The 20,141-nt window shown below is 72.5% G+C and carries 16 protein-coding genes; 8 read left to right on the forward strand and 8 right to left on the reverse strand.

The genetic code is table 11. The features are described from left to right. Nucleotides 1-9 precede the first annotated feature (9 nt). Together K318_RS20210 and K318_RS0107610 are read left to right on the forward strand one after the other, a co-directional pair. Nucleotides 10-1,635, forward strand: coding sequence for an MDR family MFS transporter (locus K318_RS20210; protein WP_084499857.1), 1,626 nt, complete (start codon nt 10-12; stop codon nt 1,633-1,635). Between the two features lie 25 nt (nt 1,636-1,660). Then, nucleotides 1,661-2,629, forward strand: a complete 969-nt coding sequence (locus K318_RS0107610) for a D-2-hydroxyacid dehydrogenase (RefSeq protein ID WP_029089050.1) — start codon at nt 1,661-1,663, stop codon at nt 2,627-2,629. 3 nt (nt 2,630-2,632) lie between these two features. Here K318_RS0107610 and glpK read toward each other — a convergent pair whose 3' ends face one another. Genes glpK through K318_RS20215 form a run of 3 tightly spaced genes read right to left on the reverse strand, consistent with a single transcriptional unit; the run spans nt 2,633 to nt 6,717 of the window. After that, complete coding sequence (glpK, locus tag K318_RS0107615) at nt 2,633-4,129, reverse strand: glycerol kinase GlpK (protein WP_029089051.1); 1,497 nt, start codon at nt 4,127-4,129, stop codon at nt 2,633-2,635. A gap of 9 nt (nt 4,130-4,138) precedes the next feature. Further along, nucleotides 4,139-5,581, reverse strand: coding sequence for a glyceraldehyde-3-phosphate dehydrogenase (locus K318_RS0107620; RefSeq protein WP_051297689.1), 1,443 nt, complete (start codon nt 5,579-5,581; stop codon nt 4,139-4,141). 59 nt (nt 5,582-5,640) lie between these two features. Next, nucleotides 5,641-6,717, reverse strand: coding sequence for a YhjD/YihY/BrkB family envelope integrity protein (locus K318_RS20215; protein ID WP_051297690.1), 1,077 nt, complete (start codon nt 6,715-6,717; stop codon nt 5,641-5,643). Nucleotides 6,718-6,740: 23 nt separating this feature from the next. On the opposite strand from K318_RS20215, the gene K318_RS20220 reads away from it, so the two are divergent. Next, the gene (locus K318_RS20220; protein WP_245579810.1) at nt 6,741-7,385 is read left to right on the forward strand and encodes a DedA family protein; all 645 of its coding nucleotides are present in this window, start codon (nt 6,741-6,743) and stop codon (nt 7,383-7,385) included. Here the strand turns inward: K318_RS20220 and K318_RS0107635 are convergent. After that, nucleotides 7,382-8,452, reverse strand: coding sequence for a glutathione S-transferase family protein (locus K318_RS0107635; protein ID WP_029089053.1), 1,071 nt, complete (start codon nt 8,450-8,452; stop codon nt 7,382-7,384). The two genes, K318_RS20220 and K318_RS0107635, sit on opposite strands and share 4 nt — an antisense overlap. After that, complete coding sequence (locus K318_RS0107640; RefSeq protein WP_035281120.1) at nt 8,449-10,275, reverse strand: AMP-dependent synthetase/ligase; 1,827 nt, start codon at nt 10,273-10,275, stop codon at nt 8,449-8,451. The genes K318_RS0107635 and K318_RS0107640 overlap by 4 nt, the downstream gene beginning before the upstream one ends. Before the next feature lie 192 nt (nt 10,276-10,467). Here K318_RS0107640 and leuS point away from each other — a divergent pair, with 192 nt between their 5' ends. Then, nucleotides 10,468-13,347 carry a leucine--tRNA ligase gene (leuS, locus tag K318_RS0107645; RefSeq protein ID WP_029089055.1) on the forward strand — a complete coding sequence of 960 codons (2,880 nt, stop codon included), beginning with the start codon at nt 10,468-10,470 and terminating at the stop codon, nt 13,345-13,347. A 72-nt stretch (nt 13,348-13,419) separates the two neighbouring features. Further along, a complete protein-coding gene (gene nadE / locus K318_RS0107650; protein WP_051297692.1) occupies nt 13,420-14,307 on the forward strand; it encodes an ammonia-dependent NAD(+) synthetase in 888 nt (295 codons plus the stop codon). 36 nt (nt 14,308-14,343) lie between these two features. On the opposite strand, the gene K318_RS0107655 is transcribed toward nadE, so the two are convergent. The 3 genes from K318_RS0107655 to K318_RS0107665 are packed head-to-tail and all read right to left on the reverse strand — an operon-like array spanning nt 14,344 to nt 15,874. Next, complete coding sequence (locus K318_RS0107655) at nt 14,344-14,712, reverse strand: fluoride efflux transporter FluC (RefSeq protein ID WP_029089057.1); 369 nt, start codon at nt 14,710-14,712, stop codon at nt 14,344-14,346. After that, nucleotides 14,709-15,170 carry a CrcB family protein gene (locus K318_RS23615; RefSeq protein ID WP_051297693.1) on the reverse strand — a complete coding sequence of 154 codons (462 nt, stop codon included), beginning with the start codon at nt 15,168-15,170 and terminating at the stop codon, nt 14,709-14,711. Before K318_RS23615 ends, K318_RS0107655 begins: the two co-directional genes overlap by 4 nt. After that, nucleotides 15,167-15,874 (reverse strand): hypothetical protein, encoded by a 708-nt coding sequence (locus tag K318_RS0107665; protein ID WP_029089058.1) that lies wholly within the window; start codon nt 15,872-15,874, stop codon nt 15,167-15,169. The genes K318_RS23615 and K318_RS0107665 overlap by 4 nt, the downstream gene beginning before the upstream one ends. A gap of 111 nt (nt 15,875-15,985) precedes the next feature. On the opposite strand from K318_RS0107665, the gene K318_RS20230 reads away from it, so the two are divergent. The 3 genes from K318_RS20230 (at nt 15,986) to K318_RS20240 (ending at nt 20,141) form a co-directional block, all read left to right on the forward strand. Further along, entirely contained in the window at nt 15,986-16,930 is a 945-nt protein-coding gene (locus K318_RS20230) for a DegV family protein (protein ID WP_051297694.1), read from the forward strand. A gap of 132 nt (nt 16,931-17,062) precedes the next feature. After that, complete coding sequence (locus K318_RS25530; RefSeq protein WP_051297695.1) at nt 17,063-17,878, forward strand: ComEA family DNA-binding protein; 816 nt, start codon at nt 17,063-17,065, stop codon at nt 17,876-17,878. Beyond that, nucleotides 17,859-20,141 (forward strand): ComEC/Rec2 family competence protein, encoded by a 2,283-nt coding sequence (locus K318_RS20240; RefSeq protein WP_051297696.1) that lies wholly within the window; start codon nt 17,859-17,861, stop codon nt 20,139-20,141. The genes K318_RS25530 and K318_RS20240 overlap by 20 nt, the downstream gene beginning before the upstream one ends.

Raw genomic sequence — 20,141 nt, forward strand, 5'->3', positions numbered from 1 at the left:
GAGACGCCCATGCCCGCCCCCCAGGGAGATGCCACCGCACCCGCAGCCGCCGCGGGCGCCGCTGCCCCGCAGGCCCGGGCGGGGACGGCCGGACCGACCGCGGGCTCGATCTGGCTCCTGTTCATCGGCCTCATGCTGGCGATGTTCATGTTCTCGCTCAACCAGACGATCCTCGCGACCGCGCTGCCCACGATCGTGGGCGAGCTCGACGGCGTGGACCAGATGCTGTGGATCCAGACCGGCTTCATGCTCTCGTCCACGATCCTCATGCCCGCCTACGGCAAGCTGGGCGATCAGCTGGGCCGCAAGCCCCTCTTCATCTTCGCGATCTCCGTCTTCCTCGTCGGCTCGATCGTGGGCTTCTTCGCCCAGTCGATGCCCGTGCTCATCACCGGCCGCATCGTCCAGGGCGTCGGCGGCGGCGGGATGATGATCCTCTCCCAGTCGATCATCGCGAGCGTCGTCCCCGCCCGGCAGCGCGGCAAGTACATGGGGATCATGGGCTCGGTCTTCGCGGTCTCCTCCGTGGCCGGCCCCCTCATCGGCGGCTGGCTCACGGAGGGGCCGGGCTGGCGCTGGGCGTTCCTGCTCGCGCTCCCGCTGGGCCTGCTCGCGATCCTCGCGACGGTCTTCTTCTTCCGTGAGGACCCCTCCACCCGCACGGGCGAGCACGGCGTCGACGTGTTCGGGCTCGCCCTCATCGCCGTCTTCACGAGCGCGGTCGTGCTCGTCGCGGCCTGGGGCGGCACGCAGCACGAGTGGACGTCCCCGGTCATCCTCGGCCTGTGCGCGGCGGCCGTCCTCTCCGCCGTCGCGTTCGTGCTCGTGGAGCTGCGGGTCAGGACTCCCATCATCCCGATGGAGCTGTTCCGCGACCGCAACTTCACGCTGGCCTCGATCACCGGCATCCTGCTCTCGGTCGGGATGTTCGGCGTCATCTCCTACATGCCGACCTACCTGCAGATGACCCACGAGCTCTCCCCGTCGGTCGCCGGCCTCTCCATGACCCCGCTCATGGCGGCGATGCTCATCGTCGGCACCACGGTGGGCTTCGCGGTGTCGAAGTACGGCCGCTACCGCCGCTTCCCCATCATCGGCATGGCGATCGCCACAGCGGGCCTCGTGCTCCTGTCCACCCTCCACGTCGAGACGCCCATGTGGCAGATCATGATCTGGCTCGGGGTGTTCGGAACGGGGCTGGGGCTTGCGATGCAGCAGCTCGTGCTCATCGTGCAGAACTCCTTCCCCGTGAGCATGGTGGGCACCGCGACCGCCTCGAACAACTACTTCCGCCAGGTGGGCGGGACGCTCGGCATGTCGCTCGTCGGCACGCTGTTCACCTCCCGCCTCATGTCCAATCTCGAGGAGGGGATGCGCGGGCTGCCCGCGGACGCCGGCGACATGGGCTCGGCCAACCAGCTCACGCCCGACCTCGTCGCGCACCTCCCGGAGCCGCTCTACGACCTCGTGGTCCACGCCTACAACGATGCGCTCGTCCCGCTGTTCCTCTGGTGCGCGCCGCTCACCGCGATCGCCTTCGTCACCTCGATGTTCATCGTCCACAAGCCGCTCGCCACGAAGAACGAGCCGAATGCGCCCGCACGGGCGACCCGGGAGCGGCTCGCGGAGGACTGAGACCCGTATGACAGGATGAGTGACCATGACGACGCTCACCATCCTCACCAGCCCCGGCCGCTACCGGCCCGCCTCCTTCGAGCGGCTGGCCCGTGACGCCGAGGTGCGCTGGACGGAGGCCGACGGCCTCGCCGCCGCTCTCCCGGGCTCCGATGCGCTGCTCATGTGGGACTTCTTCTCGCCCGCGCTCGCGGATGCGCTGCCGGCCGCCGACGCCCTGCGCTGGGTGCACGCCGCGAGCGCGGGCGTCGACTCCCTCCGCTTCCCCGCGCTCGTCGAGCACGGCGCGGAGGTGACGAACGCCCACGGCGTGTTCGATCAGGCCATCGCAGAGTACGTGCTCCACACCGTGCTCATGTTCGCGAAGCGGGCACCGGAGTCGCTGGAGCTCCAGCGCGTTCACGACTGGCGCAGACGCGAGCTCGAGCAGGTCGCGGGCACCCGGGCGCTCGTGGTCGGCACCGGCGGGATCGGCCGCCGGATCGCGCAGCTGCTGAACGGCCTCGGCGTCGAGGTGGCCGGGGCGGCGAGCCGGGAGCGGGCAGGCGACGCGGACTTCACCCGGATCGTCGACTCCGCGCAGCTGGCAGCCCACCTGGCCGAGGTCGACTGGCTCATCAATGCGGCACCGCTCACCGAGGCGACGACGGGTCTCTTCGACGCCGAGGTGTTCGCTGCGCTGCCTGCGCGCGCCCGGTTCATCAGCATCGGCCGCGGCCGCTCCACGGTCACGGACGACCTCGTGCGCGCGCTGGAGACGGGGCAGATCGCAGGCGCTGGCCTCGATGTCACCGATCCCGAGCCGCTGCCCGCCGGCCACCCGCTGTGGGACGCCCCGGGTGCGCTCATCACGGCCCATCTCTCCGGAGACACGGAGGGCTGGATGGACCGGCTGGCCGCGCAGTTCCTCGAGTACTGGGACCGCTGGATCGCGGGCGCTCCCTTCCCGCAGACGGTGGACCTGCGCGCCGGCTACGTGCCCAGCCGGAGCTGAGCCTCAGCTCTGTGCCCACCCCAGCGAGCGCTCGACCGCCTGCTCCCAACGCGCCAGGCGGGCGGAGCGCTCGGAGGCGGCCATGCGCGGGGCCCAGCGGCCCGTCTCCTCCCAGAGCGCCGCGAGGTCCTCCGTGCCGGAGAACGCGCCTGCGCCCATCCCGGCCGCGAACGCCGCGCCCGTGGCCGTCGACTCGATGGATCCCCGCGTGACCTCGCAGTCGGAGACGTCCGCCTGGAACTGCATGAGCGCGTCGTTGACGGCCATGCCCCCGTCCGCGCGCAGGGTGTCGATCGCGAATCCGGAGTCCGTCCGCAGGGTCTCGATGACCTCCGCCGTCTGGAAGGCGGTGGACTCGAGCGCGGCCCGGGCGATGTGCGCCTTCGTGGCGAAGCGGGTGAGCCCCACGACGGTCCCGCGCGCGTCCGGGCGCCAGCGCGGGGCGAACAGGCCGGAGAACGCCGGGACGAAGTACACGTCTCCCGAGTCCTCGACGGAGTTCGCCAGGGTCTCGACCTCCTCCGAGGAGGAGATGAGGCCCAGACCGTCGCGCAGCCAGTGGACGAGTGAGCCGGCGACCGCGATCGAGCCCTCGAGCGCATAGGCCGCGGGAGCCCCGGCCCGCTGATAGGCGACGGTGGTGATGAGGCCGCCGCCCGAGGCGACGGGCCGCTCGCCGGTGTTGGTGAGCAGGAAGCAGCCCGTGCCGTAGGTGTTCTTCGTATCACCGGGTGAGAAGGCGCACTGCCCGAAGGCCGCGGACTGCTGATCGCCGAGCACTCCCGTGATCGGCACGCCGCCGAGCAGCTGGTGCCCCGAGACCGTGCCGAACTCGCCGATCGAGGGCAGGATCTCAGGCAGCATCGCCCGCGGCACTCCCGTGAGCCGCAGCAGCTCCTCCGACCAGTCGAGGGAGCGCAGGTCCATGAGCATGGTGCGCGAGGCGTTCGTCACATCGGTGACATGGCGTCCGCCGGCGGGCCCGCCCGTGAGGTTCCAGATGAGCCAGCTGTCGACGGTGCCGAAGAGGAGCTTCCCCTCCCGGGCCGCCTCCCGCTGTGCGGGCGTGAGCCGGTCGAGGATCCACATGAGCTTGACGGCGGAGAAGTAGGTCGCCACGGGCAGCCCCGTGATCGCGGCGACGGACTCCGCCTCGGAGCTCAGCCGCTCGACGAGGTCCTCGCCGCGGGTGTCCTGCCAGACGAGCGCGGGGTGCACCGGCCTGCCGGTGGCGGCCTCCCACACGACGGTGGTCTCCCGCTGATCGGTGATCCCCACACAGGAGATGTCGGCCGAGGTCAGCTGCGCCCTGCCGAGGACGGAGCCGATCACCTCGCGCGTCGTGTTCCAGATCTCGAGCGCATCGTGCTCGACCCAGCCCGGCCGCGGGAAGGACTGGGCGAACTCCCGGGAGACGGATGCGAGCGCGCGGCCGTCCTCGGTGAGGACGACCGCGCGGGTCGAGGTCGTCCCCTCATCGACGGCGAGGATATGACCCATGGCGGCTGATCAGGGCAGGGCCGGCAGGGCCGGAAGGGACGGCAGATCGAGGCCGGCCATCTGCGCCACACAGCGGATGACCTGGCAGGAGTAGCCGAACTCGTTGTCGTACCAGACGTAGACGACGGCCCGGTCGCCGTCGGCGATCGTCGCCAGCCCGTCGACGATGCCGGCGCGCTTGGAGCCGACGAAGTCCGAGGACACGACCTCGGGCGAGGAGGTGTAGTCGATCTGGTTGCGCAGCGCCGAGTTGAGCGAGGTGTCGCGCAGGAAGGCGTTGAGCTCCTCGACCGTCGTGCCCTGCTCGAGGTTGAGGTTGAGCACCGCCATCGAGACGTTCGGGGTGGGCACGCGGATGGCGTTGCCGGAGAGCTTGCCGGCGAGCTCGGGCAGGGCCTTCGCGACGGCCTTCGCCGCACCCGTCTCCGTGAGGACCATGTTGAGGCCGGCGGCGCGGCCGCGGCGGGAGCCCTTGTGGTAGTTGTCCACGAGGTTCTGGTCGTTGGTGAAGGAGTGCACCGTCTCCATGTGGCCGTTGCGGATGCCGAAGCGGTCGTTGATGACCTTGACGACCGGGGTGATGGCGTTGGTGGTGCACGAGGCCGCGGAGAGCACGGTGTCCTCGTCCGCGATGTCGTCGGAGTTGACCCCGAAGACGATGTTCTTCACATCGCCCTTGCCGGGCGCGGTGAGGATGACCTTGGACGCCCCGGGGCAGGCGAGGTGCTTCGACAGGCCCTCGCGATCGCGCCACTTGCCGGTGTTGTCGATGACGATCGCATCGTCGATCCCGTGCGCCGTGTAGTCGACCTCGGAGGGGTCGTTCGAGTAGATGACCTTGATGAGGGTGCCGTTGGCGAGGATCGTCTCGTTCTCCTCGTCGACGACGATGGTGCCGTCGAACTTGCCGTGGATCGAGTCCCGGCGCAGGAGGGAGGCGCGCTTGACGATGTCGTCGGGACCGTTGCGGCGGACGACGACGGCGCGCAGGCGCAGGCCGGAGCCGCCGGCGCGGTCGATGAGGATGCGAGCGAGGAGGCGGCCGATGCGCCCGAAGCCGTAGAGGACGACATCGCGGGGCTCGTGCGAGCCGGAGCCGCCCGCGATCTCGGCGAGCTGCTCGGACAGCAGGGTCTCGAGCTCTCCGCCGGAGGTGCGCTGGGCCGCGGCGAGGCGGCCGAGGTCGATCGTGCTCGCGCGCAGGTCCATCCGGCTCAGCGCCTTCGCGATCGCCAGCGTCTCGCCCAGGTCGAGCTCCGCGCCGTCGAAGTGGCGGGCGTAGCGGTGGGCCTTGACGGTGCCGGTGACGGACTTGTTGAGCAGGCTCCGCCCGTAGACGGTGAGGAGAACGTCGTTCTCGCGGTAGAGCCGTCCCACCAGGGGGATGAGCTGCTCAGCGGCGTCCTGCTTGGCGGCCCACAGCTGGGCTTCGGCCTGGATCTGGTCGGTCAAGAGACGGAACCTTTCACTTCGCTCACACGTGCACCGCACAGTCTACGCGGTCGGCATCCTCACCGCCGCTGTGCCCTGCGATCCTGGAAGCGGTTGAAGCCCAGCAGGGTCGCGGCGATGAGGCCGGCTGCGGCGAGCAGCGCTCCCAGTGCCTCCCGGCCGCTGCCCGCCGCCGGCGGCGGGACGACGGTGCGGCCGTTCTCCTGGGCCTGGGCGACGGTGGCGAAGACCGGCCGGTCGTCCGCCGTCCCTATCCATGCGGCGACCATGAGGACGATCCGTGCGAAGACGTTCATCGACAGCATGATCGCGATGACGGGGCCGAACAGGGCGGCGGTGGGGGAGCCGGAGAACACGCCGATGAGCAGGGTCGCCAGGCGCAGCAGGACGGTGAGCGCGAACGCCCCGAAGAGAGCTCCGAACGCCTTCGTGCGGAAGGGCACGCGCTCGGCCGGGAGGAGGGAGAAGATGAGCAGGAAGATGAGCCAGCACGCGCCGACCGTGACGATGACGGGGACGACCAGGAGGACCGTGTCCATCCAGTCGGGCAGCTCGAGCCAGGCGACGATCTGACTGCGCAGGGAGGAGGAAAGGATGTTGAGGGCGACGGCCAGCACGACGCCCACCAGGATGCCCAGGAGGGCGACGGTGTTGTTGACGATCCGGGGGACGATCCCGTCCTGGTCCCTGAGCACCCCGTTTGTGTCGAGCTGGGAGCGGACGGCGTCCTTGAGGTTGCCGATGAAGTTCTGGGCGGTGTAGAGCGCGGTGACGACGGCGACGATGCTGGTCCCCCGCCAGCCGGTGAGGAAGGACTGCATGAGGGCCACAGCCTGCTCATCGCCTCCGTACTCGGCGATCTGCCCGCTCGCCACCTCCATGAGCTCCGGGCGCACGACGTCGAGGAAGAAGCCGAGCGCGGAGAGGGCGAACATGAGGGTGGGGACGAGCGCGAGGACGAGGAAGTACGTGATGGCGGCGGCGAACTGGTTGCCCAGCCGCTCGCCGTAGCGGGTCAGCGTCTGGCGTAGGTGGACCACCGCCGGCCGGCGCATGAGCTTCTGCGCCGTGCCCTGCCCGGCCTCGCGCCGGGAGCCTGTCAGTATCCGCTCGCTCGTGTTCCCGGAGACAGTCATACGGGCATCCTATGCTTGCACCCATGACTCTCACACAGCGCTTCGCCGATTGGGTCGTCTCCGTCATGGACGCCCTCGGTGCGCCCGGCGTGGGCCTTCTCGTCGCCCTCGAGAGCCTGTTCCCGCCGATCCCCAGCGAGCTGATCCTGCCGCTGGCAGGCTTCACCGCGAGCCTCGGGGAGATGAGCCTCGTCTCGGCGATCGCCTGGGCGACCATCGGCTCCGTCTCCGGTGCGCTCGCGCTGTACTGGGTGGGCAGGGCCTTCGGCCACGAGCGGATCGCGCGCTGGGCGGCGAAGCTCCCGCTCGTCGATCCGGCGGACGTGGCCCGGACGATCGCCTGGTTCGGCCGGCACGGCCGGAAGGCGGTCTTCTTCGGCCGGATGATCCCGATCTTCCGTTCGCTCATCTCGATCCCCGCCGGGATCGAGCGGATGAGCCAGAGCTGGTTCCTGCTGCTGACGATGGCCGGTTCGCTCATCTGGAACACGGCCTTCGTGCTCGGCGGCTTCTGGGTGGGGGAGAACTACCATCTCCTCGAGCGCTGGGCCGGTTGGTTCCAGAAGGCGGTCATCGTCGTCGTCGCGGCCGCGATCGTGTGGTGGATCGTCAGCCGCGTGCGCAGGAACCGACTCCGCCGCTCGGCGGAGGCGGGCGAGCCTGCCTAGCCCCTGGCCCACGCCTCGGCGGTGTGCGCGGGCTCCACGACCTCCCCCGCCGGCGGCGGGCCGGGAGGAGTCCCCTCGCCGAACGGCGCGTCCTCGGCCAGCGCCTCCCGGCCGTGCGGCGAGAGCCAGCCGGAGAGGTCGGGGCCCACGGGTACGATCTGCGTGGGATTGATGTCCTCGTGGACGATGAAGTAGTGCTGCTTGATCTGGACGAAGTCCACGGTGTCGCCGAACCCCGGGGTCTGGAACAGATCGCGTGCGTAGCCCCACAGCGCCGGGAACTCGGTGAGCCGGTTCCTGCTGCACTTGAAGTGCGAGAAGTAGACGGGATCGAAGCGCACGAGGGTCGTGAAGAGGCGGACATCGGCCTCCATGATCCGGTCGCCCATGAGGAAGCGGCGGGTGCGCAGGCGCTCCTCGACGATGTCGAGCGCGGCGAACAGCCGCGCATGCGCCTGCTCGTAGGCGGTCTGGTCCCCGGCGAAGCCGCAGCGGTACACCCCGTTGTTGATCTCGGTGTAGATCATCCGCATGAGCGGATCCATCTCCTCGGCCAGTGCGGCCGGATACAGGTCCGGTGCGCCCTCGCGGTGGAAGCGCCGCCACTGCGAGGAGAAGTCGAGTGTGATCTGCGGGAAGTCGTTCGTGACGACCTCCCCGCTGGGCACATCGACGATCGCGGGCACCGTGATGCCGCGGGGATAGTCCGGGAAGCGGGCGAGGAAGGCCCGCTGCAGGCGCTCGATGCCGAGGACGGGATCGACGCCGCCGGGGTCCAGGTCGAAGGTCCACGAACGGGCGTCGTGAGTGGGTCCGGGCATGCCCAGCGAGATCGCGTCCTCGAGGCCCAGCAGCCTGCGCACGATCACGGTCCGGTTGGCCCAGGGGCACGCCCGTGCCGCGACGAGCCGGTAGCGGTCGGCCTCGACGGGCCAGCGGGCGTCGGCGTCGTCGAGGATCCGGTCCTCGATGTAGCGGGTGTCGCGGGTGAACTCCTCGCCCTGCGTCACATAGCTGCCGCGGGTGGAATGGGTCTCGTCCGCGCCGGGTTGCGATTCCGTGCTCATGCGTACATCTCCTCGATCTCGTCCGCGAAGTCCTTCACCACGAGGTGGCGCTTGACCGACTGCTTGGCCGACAGGTAGCCGTTGGCCTCCGTGAGCTCGGCGGGCACGATCCGGAACTTCCTGATCGACTCCGCGCGGGAGACCTTCTCATTGGTCCGCTCGACGGCCTTCTCTACCGCCTCGCGGACCTGCGGATGAGCGGCGGCCTCGGCGAGCGCCATGTCCGCGCGGAGGCCGTGGTTCTCGAGCCAGCCCGGCAGCATCTCCGGGTCGAGGAAGACGAGCGCGGCGATGAAGTTGCGGTTGTCGCCCACGACGAGAGGCTGACCGATGACGGGATGCCTGCGCAGCTCGTCCTCGAGCGGGGCCGGGGCCACGTTCTTGCCCGAGGAGGTGACGATGAGCTCCTTCCTCCGGCCGGTGATCGAGAGGAAGCCCTCGGAGTCGATCTCGCCGAGGTCGCCGGTGCGCAGCCACTCACCGGCGAAGGTTTCCGCGGTCGCCTCCTCGTTCTTCCAGTAGCCGTCGAAGACGCAGACGCCGCGGGCGAGCACCTCGCCGTCGGGGGCGACCGCGACCGCGCAGCCGGGCAGGGGCTTGCCGACGGTCCCGAGCTTGGGGTTGCCGGGGACGTTGACCGTCACCGGCGCCGTCGTCTCCGTCAGCCCGTAGCCTTCGATGATCGTCAGCCCGATGCCGCGGTAGAAGTGGCCCAGGTGCTCGCCGAGCGGCCCGCCGCCGGACACCGAGTACTCGAGCTCCCCGCCCATGACCGCGCGCAGCTTCCCGTAGACGAGCCTGTCGAACAGCGCGTGCCGGGCGCGGAGGGCCAGGGAGGGGCCTGCCGCGGTGTCGAGCGCCCGGGAGTACGCGACGGCCGTGGCCTGGGCGGCGGCGAAGATCTTCCCCTTGCCGCCGGCCTCGGCCTTGGCCCGTGCGGAGTTGAAGACCTTCTCGAACACGCGCGGGACGCCGAGGATGTAGGTGGGGCGGACCTCTGCGAAGGTGTCGGTGAGACGGCCCAGATCCGCGGTGTGGGCGAGCACGCTGCCGGAGTTGAGCGCGAACACCTGGACGAAGCGGGCGAAGACATGGGCCAGGGGGAGGAACAGGAGGCAGCGCGAGCCGGGCCCGACCACCTCGGAGACCTGGATCGCGGCGGCCGCGGCGATCTGCACGAAGTTCCCGTGGGTGAGGCGGCAGCCCTTCGACCGGCCGGTGGTGCCCGAGGTGTAGATGAGCGAGGCGAGCGTCTCCGGTCCCGCAGCGCTCCTGCGGGCCTCGAGCTCCTCGTCCGTGACATCGGCACCGAGCGCGCGGAGCTCGTCGAGGCCGGAGTCCCCGAACACCCACACCGGCACCGTGCCCGCCTCGATCCCGGCCGCGGCGGCGGCCTCACGGGCCCGGTCCGCATGGTCCTCGGTGTGGACGAGGGCGAAGCCGACCTCGGCGTCCGTGATTATCCAGCTGAGCTGGTCCTTCGAGGAGGAGTCGTAGAAGGGGACCGTGACGCCCCCGGCGAACCAGATCGCGTAGTCGCACAGCGTCCACTCGTAGGAGGTCGCGCCGAAGAGGGCGACGCGGCCGCCGGCCTCGAGCCCCGCGGCCAGGAGGCCCTTGGCCAGGGCGGAGGCCTCGGCGAGGAACTCCCCGCCGCTCACCTCGACCCATGCCCCGTCCCCGGCGGGCCGGAGCATGAGGGCGGCGCCGGGGTCCAGGGAGATCCGTTCGAGCAGGGCGTCGGTGAGGCTGGCTCCGCGCCGGAGGTCGAGTCCGGCATCGGGAGTGAGCGTCTGCGTCATCGTGGGTGCGGGGGCGTCCATGCTGTCTCTCCTTCGAAACCGCCTCGTCCGCCGGGCGGGAGCGGCAGGCTGGTGTGGGCTCTGACACGATCCTACTGGGCCGTAGGGCCGGCGGCGAAACCCGCCGGTCGCGGCGATGGGCTCGGGTTTAGTATTGGGGGATTGCCCGCCCCGCGAGGGCCCGCCCACACCGTCGAAAGGATGCGCACCTCCATGAGCGCCACACCCGATCAGCCCGGCTCCTCCGGCCACAGGTACGATGCCGCGCTCGCGGGCCGGATCGAGGAGAAGTGGCAGCGCGTCTGGCACGAGCAGCAGACCTTCGCCGCCCCCAATCCCGCGGGCGATCTCGCCGAGGTTCCCAGCGGCGTGCGCGCCGCCGGCCGTGAGCACGTCTACCTCATGGACATGTTCCCCTACCCCTCGGGCAGGGGCCTGCACGTGGGCCACCCGCTCGGCTACCTGGCCACGGACGTGTACGCCCGCTACCAGCGCATGCAGGGGCGCAACGTCATGCACGCGCTCGGCTACGACTCCTTCGGCCTGCCGGCCGAGCAGTACGCCGTCCAGACCGGACAGCACCCGCGGGTGACGACGGAGGAGAACATCGCGAACATGCGCAGGCAGCTGAGCCGCCTGGGCCTGGGGCACGACGAGAACCGCACGTTCTCCACGACGGACCCCGAGTTCGTCAAGTGGACCCAGTGGATCTTCCTGCAGATCTTCGACAGCTGGTACGACCCGGAGGCCGCCGGCGGCCGCGGCGCCGCGCGCCCCGTCTCCGAGCTCGTCGCCCAGTTCGAGGCCGGTCGCGAGACGGGGACCGGGCGCGCCTGGGGCGAGCTGAGCGCGGCCGAGCGCGAGGAGGTCCTCCAGCGCCACCGGCTCGCGTACGTCTCGAAGTCCCCGGTGAACTGGTGTCCCGGCCTCGGCACGGTGCTGGCGAACGAGGAGGTGACGCCGGAGGGCCGCTCCGAGCGCGGCAACTTCCCCGTCTACACGCGCGAGCTCAAGCAGTGGAACATGCGCATCACGGCGTATGCGGACCGGCTGGCCGACGACCTCGACCACGTCGAGTGGCCCGAGGCGGTCAAGCAGATGCAGCGCAACTGGATCGGCCGCTCCACGGGTGCGCACATCACCTTCGGGATCGAGGGCGGCGAGCACACCGTCACGGTCTACACGACGCGCGCGGACACGATCTTCGGGACCACGTACCTCGTGCTCTCGCCCGAGCACCCGCTGGTCGAGGCGCTCACGGCCGAGTCCTGGAGCGATTCCGTGCCCGCGCACTGGCGCGGCGGTGCGGACACGCCCGGCGAGGCCGTCGCCGCCTACCGGGCCGCGGCCGCCGCCAAGACCCCGGCCGAGCGGCAGGAGGACCGCAACAAGACCGGCGTCTTCACCGGCTCCTATGCCGCGAACCCCGCGACGGGAGAGTCCCTGCCGGTGTTCGTCGCCGACTACGTGCTCATGGGCTACGGCACCGGTGCGGTCATGGGCGTGCCGGGTGAGGACTCGCGCGACTGGGACTTCGCGAAGGCCTACGGGCTGCCCTATGTCCGCACCGTCCAGCCGCCGGCCGACCACGACGAGGACGCCGTCTACACGGGCGAGGGCGCGAAGATCAACTCCGCCAATGCGGAGATCGACCTGGACGGCATGGAGGTGGCCGAGGCCACCGCGGCGATGCTCGCGTGGCTCGAGGCGCGGGGCGTGGCCGAGGCGACCGTCCAGTACCGCCTGCGCGACTGGCTGTTCTCCCGCCAGCGCTACTGGGGCGAGCCCTTCCCCATCGTCTACGACGAGCACGGCACACCGCACGCGCTGCCGGAGTCGCAGCTGCCGGTGGACCTGCCCGAGGTGAGCGACTTCTCGCCGCGGACCTTCGACGCGAACGACGTCACGAGCGAGCCGGAGCCGCCGCTGGGCCGCAACGAGGACTGGGTGCGGGTCACCCTCGACCTCGGCGACGGCCCCCGCGAGTACACGCGGGAGACGAACACGATGCCCAACTGGGCGGGCTCCTCCTGGTACCAGCTGCGCTATGCGGATCCGCACAATGCGGAGGCGCCGGTCGGGGCGGAGAACGAGGCGTACTGGCTCGGGCCCACGGAGGCCAAGGCCTCGGGCGGTGCGGACCTGTACGTGGGCGGCGTCGAGCACGCCGTCCTGCATCTCCTCTACGCCCGCTTCTGGCACAAGGTCCTCTACGACCTGGGCCATGTCTCCAGCTTCGAGCCCTTCCACCGGCTCATCAATCAGGGCTACGTCCAGGCCTACGCCTTCACGGACTCCCGCGGCGCCTATGTGCCGGCGGAGGAGGTCGAGGAGCGCGTGGACGCGGCGGGGAACTCCACGTGGTGGCACGGCGAGGCGGAGGTCGCCCGCGAGTACGGCAAGATGGGCAAGTCCCTGAAGAACATGGTCACCCCGGACCAGATGTACGAGGAGTTCGGGGCGGACACCTTCCGCGTGTACGAGATGTCGATGGGGCCCATCGAGGTCTCGCGGGCCTGGGAGACGCGCGCGGTCGTGGGCGCCCAGCGCTTCCTGCAGCGCGTGTGGCGGCTCGTGGTCGACGAGGGCACGGGGCACCTCACCGTCACGGACGAGGCCGCGGACCGGGAGACGCTGCGCGTCCTGCACCGCACGATCGCCGGTGTGCGCGAGGACATGGACCACTTCCGGTTCAACACCGTCGTCGCGAAGCTCATCGAGCTCACCAACCACCTCACGAAGTCCGGCACGTCCCCGCGCGAGGTCATCGAGCCGCTCGCCGTCATGCTCTCCCCGCTGGCACCGCACCTGGCCGAGGAGATCTGGGAGCGCCTCGGGCACGCCGAGACCATCACGTACGCGCCCTTCCCCGAGGCGGATCCCGCGCACCTCGTCGCGGAGACCGTCACGGCGGTCGTCCAGGTCAAGGGGAAGGTGCGTGCGCGGCTCGAGGTCGATCCCGCCATCGGCGCCGATGAGCTCGAACGGCTGGCGCTCGAGGCGCCGGGCGCGCAGCGGGCGCTGAACGGGGCCGGAGTGCGCAAGGTGATCGTGCGCGCGCCCAAGCTCGTGAACATCGTCCCGGACGCCTGAGCGCGGCGGCGCGGGCTCGCGCCGGAGGCCTGTGTCACCTGGCCGCAACATGCCGGAGCGTAGGCTGAAGGCATGAGCGAAACCCCCTTCTCCCTCCCCGAGAGCCTCGCCGCCGTCCGCGCCGCACTGGGAGTGCGGTCCTCGATCGACCCGACCGCAGAGATCGAGCGCAGGACGGCCTTCCTCGCCGAGTACTGCCGGCGCGCGGGGGCGCGGGGCTTCGTCCTCGGCATCTCGGGCGGCCAGGACTCGAGCCTCGCGGGCAGGCTGTGCCAGCTCGCGGCGGAGCGGATGCGTGCGGCGGGGGAGGACGCGGTGTTCATCGCGGTCCGGCTGCCGTACGGCGAGCAGGCGGATGCCGCCGATGCGCGCCTCGCGCTCGAGTTCATCGGTCCCGACGAGACGGTCGACTTCGACGTGCGCCCGGCGGTCGACGCCCTCGTCGCGACGCACGACGCCGTGACCGGCGGCGGTGCGAGCGGAGCGGGCCTGCCGGACTTCCACCGCGGCAATGTCAAGGCCCGCATGCGCATGATCGCGCAGTACGCGATCGCCGGCGACCGGGGCTGTCTCGTGGTGGGCACAGACCACGCGGCCGAGGCCGTGACCGGCTTCTTCACGAAGTTCGGCGACGGCGGGGCGGACCTCGTGCCGCTGGCCGGTCTCACGAAGGGGCAGGGCGCGGCCCTCCTCGCCGAGCTGGGAGCGCCGAGCCGGCTGTGGGAGAAGGCGCCGACCGCCGATCTCCTCGACGAGGAGCCGGGGCAGACGGACGAGTCCTCGCTGGGGCTCGCCTACCGGGAGATCGACGCCCTGCTCACGGGCGAGGCTCTGCCCGCGGGAGGGGCGGATCAGGCGGGAGCGAGCGAGGAGGCGGCCGAGCGCCTCGTGCGCCGCTACCGCACGACGGAGCACAAGCGGCGCACGCCCCCGGGCCCCGACGACGCCTGGTGGCGCTGAACCGGCGCCGGGCTCAGGGTGCTCCGTCCAGGGCCCTCAGCCGGCGAGGAACAACCCGGCCCAGAGCGCGAGGAGGCCGAGGACGAGGGTGAGGCCGAGGTAGGCGGCCGCGCGCAGGCGGCGGCCGTCCGCGGCGAGCCGGAGGGCATCGACGAAGACGGTCGAGAACGTCGTGAACGCGCCGAGGAAGCCCGTCGCCGCGAGCTGTGCGGCTGCCGCCTGGGCGGGGCTCGCGGGTGCCGGGAGCGCGCCCGTGACGAGGCCCAGCAGCAGGCAGCCGAGGACATTGACCGTCAGCACGCCCCAGGGGAGTCCGCGGCCCAGCCGCGCGCTCACCCAGGTGTCGAGCAGCCAGCGCGCCACGGCTCCCAGCGCACCTGCGAGCGCGAGGCCCGCCCAGATCATTCCGGGCCCCCGGTCTCGCCGGATCGCGTCCCGGGCGGTGGACGCAGCAGAGAGCCGAGGAGCCAGCCGCCCGCCGCGGCGAGGACGCCTGCGACCGCGCAGGCGAGCAGGACGAGGAGCGGTGCGAGGCTCGGCTGGGACAGCCCGCCGGGGGAGAGCCGCACTGCGTCGAGCACGAGACCGGAGTACGTGGTCAGCGCGCCGCACGCGCCCGTGCCCGCGGCCAGTGCGGCGAGCCGGCTCCAGCGGCCGGTGGAGGCGAGCAGCGCCGAGGTGAGTGCTGCGAGTGCGAGAGTGCCGAGGACGTTCGCCGCCATCAACGCGAGGAGAGCGCTCCACGGGTCCGCAGCTCCCGGCCCGGCCGGGGAGTCCGTGAGGGCCGCCCGGCCGAGCGTGCCGAGCGCGCCGCCCAGGGCGACGGCCGTGAGCTGCTCCCAGCGGCGGGGACGGCCCCTCATTCCCCGGGGGCGTCCTGGGGGTCGATGATGCGGCTCACGAGCACGGTGCGGGCGAACTCCGCACGGTGCCGGAGGAAGGCATCGGCGCAGGCCTCCCCGGCGCGCTTGGCCTCGGCGAACGACTGCCAGCCGCCCTCGCGGCGGTCGCCGGACACCACGCTGCGCCTGCCGTCGAACGTCTCCGTCTCCTCCTCGATCCACGCCGAGAGCGCCTTGGCGCTCCGGTAGAGGTCCATGAAGGCGCGGTGCGCATAGGGGTCCTCGAAGCTCGTGTGGAGGTGACCGTCGAGGAACGCGCGCACCGGAGCCGTGAGCTCGGAGGGGAACTCCGTCACCTCGGCCTCGATGCGCAGGCGGCGGACGATGCCGCTGTCCTCGGGGAAGGTCGCGAGGATGTCGGCGGCGGTGCGGGCATCGGCCTCGGCGTCCTGCTCCTGCGGCGTCTGCGAGAGCGCCACGGGGGCGTAGGCGTCGTGCACCGCGGCGGCCTGGTCCGCGAGGACGTCGATCCGGCGCTGCAGGAGCGTCCAGGTCCGTGCCCAGCCCGCCACCGCGAGGCCCATGAGCACGCAGGCGCCCAGGAGGAGGATCCACGCCGCTTCGCGCAGCGCCGGGACGAGGCCGAGCACGGCGAAGAGCGCCGTGCCGCAGCCCGCCACGAGGGCGAGGGGGGTGTTGACCAGGAAATCGCCGAATCGCTTCACGCACCTCAGGGTACCCGCGCGCCGTGTGGCCTAGTCTTAAGGTTCGCAGAGCCCGCGCGTCGCGTGCCCACGGCACGCGGGGCCGTACCCGACACGAGGAGCACCCAAGCGATGCCAGCATCCCCGGCAGCGGACGAAGCCCGGAGGCGCCCCGGTGAGGAGCCCGCCGCGGGCCGGATCGGGCTCGTGCTTGACTCGACGGCGCTGCTCAACCCGGACGAGCGCGAACGGGTCGAGGCCGGACTCGGCGGCCTCCTCGCCGTCGTGCCGCTGACCGTCCTCGTCGACGACGAGCCCGTCCCGGACGGGCAGCTGCCGCCGGAGAGGCTGTGCGAGGCGATGGAGTCCGGCAGCTCCGTGAGCACCTCCATGCCCGCGGCGGCGGACTTCGCCGCCGCGTTCTCCGGTCTCGCCGAGCGGGGCGCGGAGCACATCGTCGTCCTCACGCTCTCCGGGGCGCTCTCCGGGACGTGCGCCGCCGCGCAGGCCGGGGCCGAGGACGCCGCCGTCCCCGTCACGGTCATCGACTCGCGCACTGCCTCCGCTGCCGTGGGAGGTGCTGCGCTGCTCATCGCCGAGGGTGCGGCCGCCGGTCGCGGGCCCGCAGAGCTGAGCGCGGCGGCGGAGGACTACCTGCGGGAGGAGACCCTCGCCCTGTTCTGTCCCGCCACCCTCACATATCTGCAGCGCGGGGGGCGGATCGGGCGTGCGGCTTCGCTCGTGGGCCGTGCGCTCGCGATCGTCCCCGTCCTCACCCTCGCCGACGGCGTGGTCGACTCCTCCGCACGCGTGCGCACCGTGAGGAAGGCCCACCAGAGGATGAGCGAGCGCGCAGAGGAGTTCGCCTCGGGTCTCGCGGATCGGTGCGAGCTGGTGCTCCTCGTGCCGGAGGGGGAGATGGCGGCGGCACCGCAGTCGAGCCGTGATCTCCTGGCCCTGCTGGAGGAGACCGCGCGCACGCACGGCTGGGGACTGCGGACCGGAGTGCTCTCGGCGGTGCTCACGGCCCATGTGGGTCCGGGAGCGGTCGGGCTCGTCGTCCGAGCTCAGCAGTGACGCACCCGGGGTCACAGGCCGGGCCCGGCGGAGGCTGAGGCTGCGCACAGCGGGCTGGGGACGACGCGCGGGCTCTCCACAGACCGCCCCGGCCCCTCGCGTCCGAGACTCGGGCGGCGCATCCTCGAGGGCATGAGCCCTTCACCCGCCGAACGCTTCTCCGCCCTGCTGGCAGCCGGCAGCGAGCGCGGCTGGAGCCCGGGTGCCGCGCCCGGGCTCCCTGCCCTCGCAGAGCCCGACGAGGACGAACGGGATGCGGGCGAACCGGACGGGCGCCGCCTGCGGCCGAGCACCGCGCTCGTCCTCGTGCTCGTGGGGCTCGGCCTCGCCGGCGCCGCCGTCCTCGCCCTCGTCCCGGAGCTGCGCCCCGGGAGAGGGGAGGAGCACATCGCCGCCGCGTCGGCGGGCGAGGCCTGGGAGGCGGCGGAGTCCGGCGGTGCGGACGCGGGCGGAGCGCCGGAGGAGGCGGCAGGCGACGAGCCCGTGCTCGTGCACGTCGTGGGTGCGGTGGCAGAGGAGGGCGTCGTGGAGCTGCCCGGGGGCGCGCGGCTCGCCGATGCGCTCGAGGCCGCCGGCGGCACCCTCCCGGACGCCGCACCGGCCGCGCTCAACCTCGCCCGCCCGCTCGCCGACGGGGAGCAGGTGCGCGTCCCCACGGCCGAGGAGGTCGCCGACGGAGCGTTCGAGGCCGGGGCCGAGGGGGTCGGCGAGGGCGGAGGGGACACGGGTGCGGCGGCGCGGCACGACGGGGCAGGAGCGCGCGTCGACCTCAACACCGCCGACAGCGCCGCACTCGAGACGCTGCCGGGCGTCGGCCCGGTGACGGCGCAGGCGATCATCGACCACCGGGAGGCGCACGGCGGCTTCGCCTCCGTCGAGGAGCTCATCGAGGTCTCCGGGATCGGCGAGGCGACTCTGGGGAGGCTGCGTGACCTCGTCGCGGTCTGAGCTCGGGAGGCGCGCAGCCGCCCTGCTGACGGCACGGGTCGGGACTCTGCGCACCGCGGGGGCGGCGGCTGCGGCCTGGACGGGGGCGGGCACCCGAGGCGCATGGCCGGTCCTGCTCGTGTGCGGTCTCCTCCTGGCAGGCGGTGCGCTCGCACTGCTCAGGTGGAGGAGGGTCTCCGCCACAGGGGCCTCCGGCGTCATCGCCGCGCTCGCCGGCATCGCGCTGTTGGCGGGTCTCGCCGGACTGCTCGCGGGCGCCCATGCGGCCCGGGCGGCGGAGGCGCCGCGGCAGGCATCGGCGACGGCCTCGCTCATCGGCGAGTCCCAGGAGACGCCCTCGGGCCGCTGGCGGGCGGTCGCCGAGGGGGAGTTCGGGCGGGCGACGCTGCTGGCCGAGGAGCCGCTGCCGCCTGCCGGCACCGTGGTCCGGGCGCGGCTCGACTGGTTCGCCGAGGACGCGGCGGGAGTCCGCGAGCTGCGCATCGCCGAGGCGCCCGGCCCCCTGTGGGAGGCACGGACCGAGGTGCGCGCAGGCCTCACCCGGGCCTCGGCGGGCGGCCATGCCGGCGCGGACCTCCTGCCGGGGCTCGTCATCGGGGACACCTCGCGGGTCGGCGACCGGCTGGAGCAGGACATGCGCACCGTCTCGCTCTCGCACCTCACCGCCGTCTCCGGTGCGAACATCCTCATCGTCGCCGGGACGGTGCTCGTGCTCGCCTCGCACCTGACCGCGTCCTGGCCCCTGCGCCTCCTGCCTGCCGCCGGGGTGACGGCCGCCTACGTCTTCGTCGTCGGCCCCGAGCCCAGCGTCACCCGGGCCGCGGCGATGGCGGTGCTCGTGGGGATCGGTCTCCTGCGGCCCGCGGGCACGCCCACGACCGCCGTCCTCGCCTCGGCCGTCGCGCTCCTCCTCATCGGGATGCCGCACCTCGCCGGAGAGATCGGCTTCGCGCTCTCCGTCGCCGCGACGGCGGGCCTCGTGCTGCTCGCACCCCCGCTCACACGGCTGCTGACCGACCGGCGCGTGCCCCGGCTGCTCGCGGCCGCCCTCGCCCTGCCGGCCGCGGCGCAGCTCATGTGCACGCCGCTGCTCATCGTCCTCGCACCCCAGCTGAGCCCATGGGCGGTGCCGGCGAACCTCGCGGCGGGTCCTGCCGTCGCACCGGCGACGGTCGCCGGTCTCGCAGCGATGGCGCTCGAGGCCTGCGGGCTCAGCGGCCCGGCGGCACTGTGCGGCAGCCTCGGCGCGCTGTGCGCCTGGTGGATCGCCGCGGTCGGCCGCATCTGCGCCGGCCTGCCCGGTGCCGCGCTGGCCTGGCCCGAGGGTCCGGGCGGGATCGTGCTCGCCTGCCTCCTGGCGGCGTGTGCGGGGCTTACCCTTCTCGCGCGGGGCGGACCGCGCCTGCTGAGTGCTGCGGCCGCGTGCGGGATCGCGGCGGGCGGCCTCCTCGGCCCCGGGGCGGGGACGCCCGGGCGCGGGGACTGGTCGGCTCTCGTCTGCGATGTGGGGCAGGGCTCTGCCGCGCTCATCCGCTCCGCCGAGACCTCCGCGGAGCACGCGCTGCTCGTCGACACCGGCGACGACCCCGCCGCGCTCGAGGCCTGCCTGCGCGGCAGCGGCATCACCCGGCTCACCCTCGCGCTCTCGCACTTCGACCGCGATCACGTGGGCGCGCTCGACGCCGCGGTCGCGGCCGCGGAGATCACGGCGCTCGCCTATCCCGCGGCGCTGGGCGCGAGTCCCGAGGCGGCAGCGGCGCGCCGGACGGTCCTCGCGGGCAGCACCCGGACGCCGGCGCTCGTCCCGGCGGAGGCCGGCGCCTGCCTGCCCGCCGGCGCGCTGCCGCCCGGTGTGCGCGCCTGCGCGCTCTGGCCCCCGCCCGCTCCCGCGGCGCACGCGGACGGGAACGGACACTCGCTCGTCCTGCGCACCGAGGCCGATGGCCTCACCGTGCTTCTGCCCGGCGACATCGGACTCACGCAGTCGGTGCTGCTGGCCCCCGTCCTGGCCGCAGCACCTCCCGTGGACCTCCTGCTCGCGCCGCACCACGGCAGCGGGGACATGTCACCGGCCCTGCACGCCGCGGCCCGTCCGCGCCTCGGCGCCGTCTCCGTGGGTGCGGACAACGGGTACGGCCACCCCACCCGCGAAGCGCTCGCGGCCTTCGGCCCCGCCCCCGTCCTCCGCACGGACCTGTGTGGTTCGATCGCGCTCATCCGCGACGGGGGCGCACGGACGGAGCACGCCGGCTGCGGGCGATAG

The sequence above is a fragment of the Brevibacterium album DSM 18261 genome, assembly GCF_000426445.1.
Lineage (GTDB): Bacteria > Actinomycetota > Actinomycetes > Actinomycetales > Brevibacteriaceae > Brevibacterium > Brevibacterium album.

Bases quoted from the DNA above. Each gene is read 5' to 3' on its own strand.
- K318_RS20210 (WP_084499857.1), top strand. From the start codon at position 10: ATGCCCGCCCCCCAGGGAGATGCCACCGCACCCGCAGCCGCCGCGGGC.
- K318_RS0107610 (WP_029089050.1), top strand. From the start codon at position 1,661: ATGACGACGCTCACCATCCTCACCAGCCCCGGCCGCTACCGGCCCGCC.
- glpK (WP_029089051.1), bottom strand. From the start codon at position 4,129: ATGGGTCATATCCTCGCCGTCGATGAGGGGACGACCTCGACCCGCGCG.
- K318_RS20215 (WP_051297690.1), bottom strand. From the start codon at position 6,717: ATGACTGTCTCCGGGAACACGAGCGAGCGGATACTGACAGGCTCCCGG.
- K318_RS20220 (WP_245579810.1), top strand. From the start codon at position 6,741: ATGACTCTCACACAGCGCTTCGCCGATTGGGTCGTCTCCGTCATGGAC.
- K318_RS0107635 (WP_029089053.1), bottom strand. From the start codon at position 8,452: ATGAGCACGGAATCGCAACCCGGCGCGGACGAGACCCATTCCACCCGC.
- K318_RS0107640 (WP_035281120.1), bottom strand. From the start codon at position 10,275: ATGGACGCCCCCGCACCCACGATGACGCAGACGCTCACTCCCGATGCC.
- leuS (WP_029089055.1), top strand. From the start codon at position 10,468: ATGAGCGCCACACCCGATCAGCCCGGCTCCTCCGGCCACAGGTACGAT.
- nadE (WP_051297692.1), top strand. From the start codon at position 13,420: ATGAGCGAAACCCCCTTCTCCCTCCCCGAGAGCCTCGCCGCCGTCCGC.
- K318_RS0107655 (WP_029089057.1), bottom strand. From the start codon at position 14,712: ATGATCTGGGCGGGCCTCGCGCTCGCAGGTGCGCTGGGAGCCGTGGCG.
- K318_RS23615 (WP_051297693.1), bottom strand. From the start codon at position 15,170: ATGAGGGGCCGTCCCCGCCGCTGGGAGCAGCTCACGGCCGTCGCCCTG.
- K318_RS20230 (WP_051297694.1), top strand. From the start codon at position 15,986: ATGCCAGCATCCCCGGCAGCGGACGAAGCCCGGAGGCGCCCCGGTGAG.
- K318_RS25530 (WP_051297695.1), top strand. From the start codon at position 17,063: ATGAGCCCTTCACCCGCCGAACGCTTCTCCGCCCTGCTGGCAGCCGGC.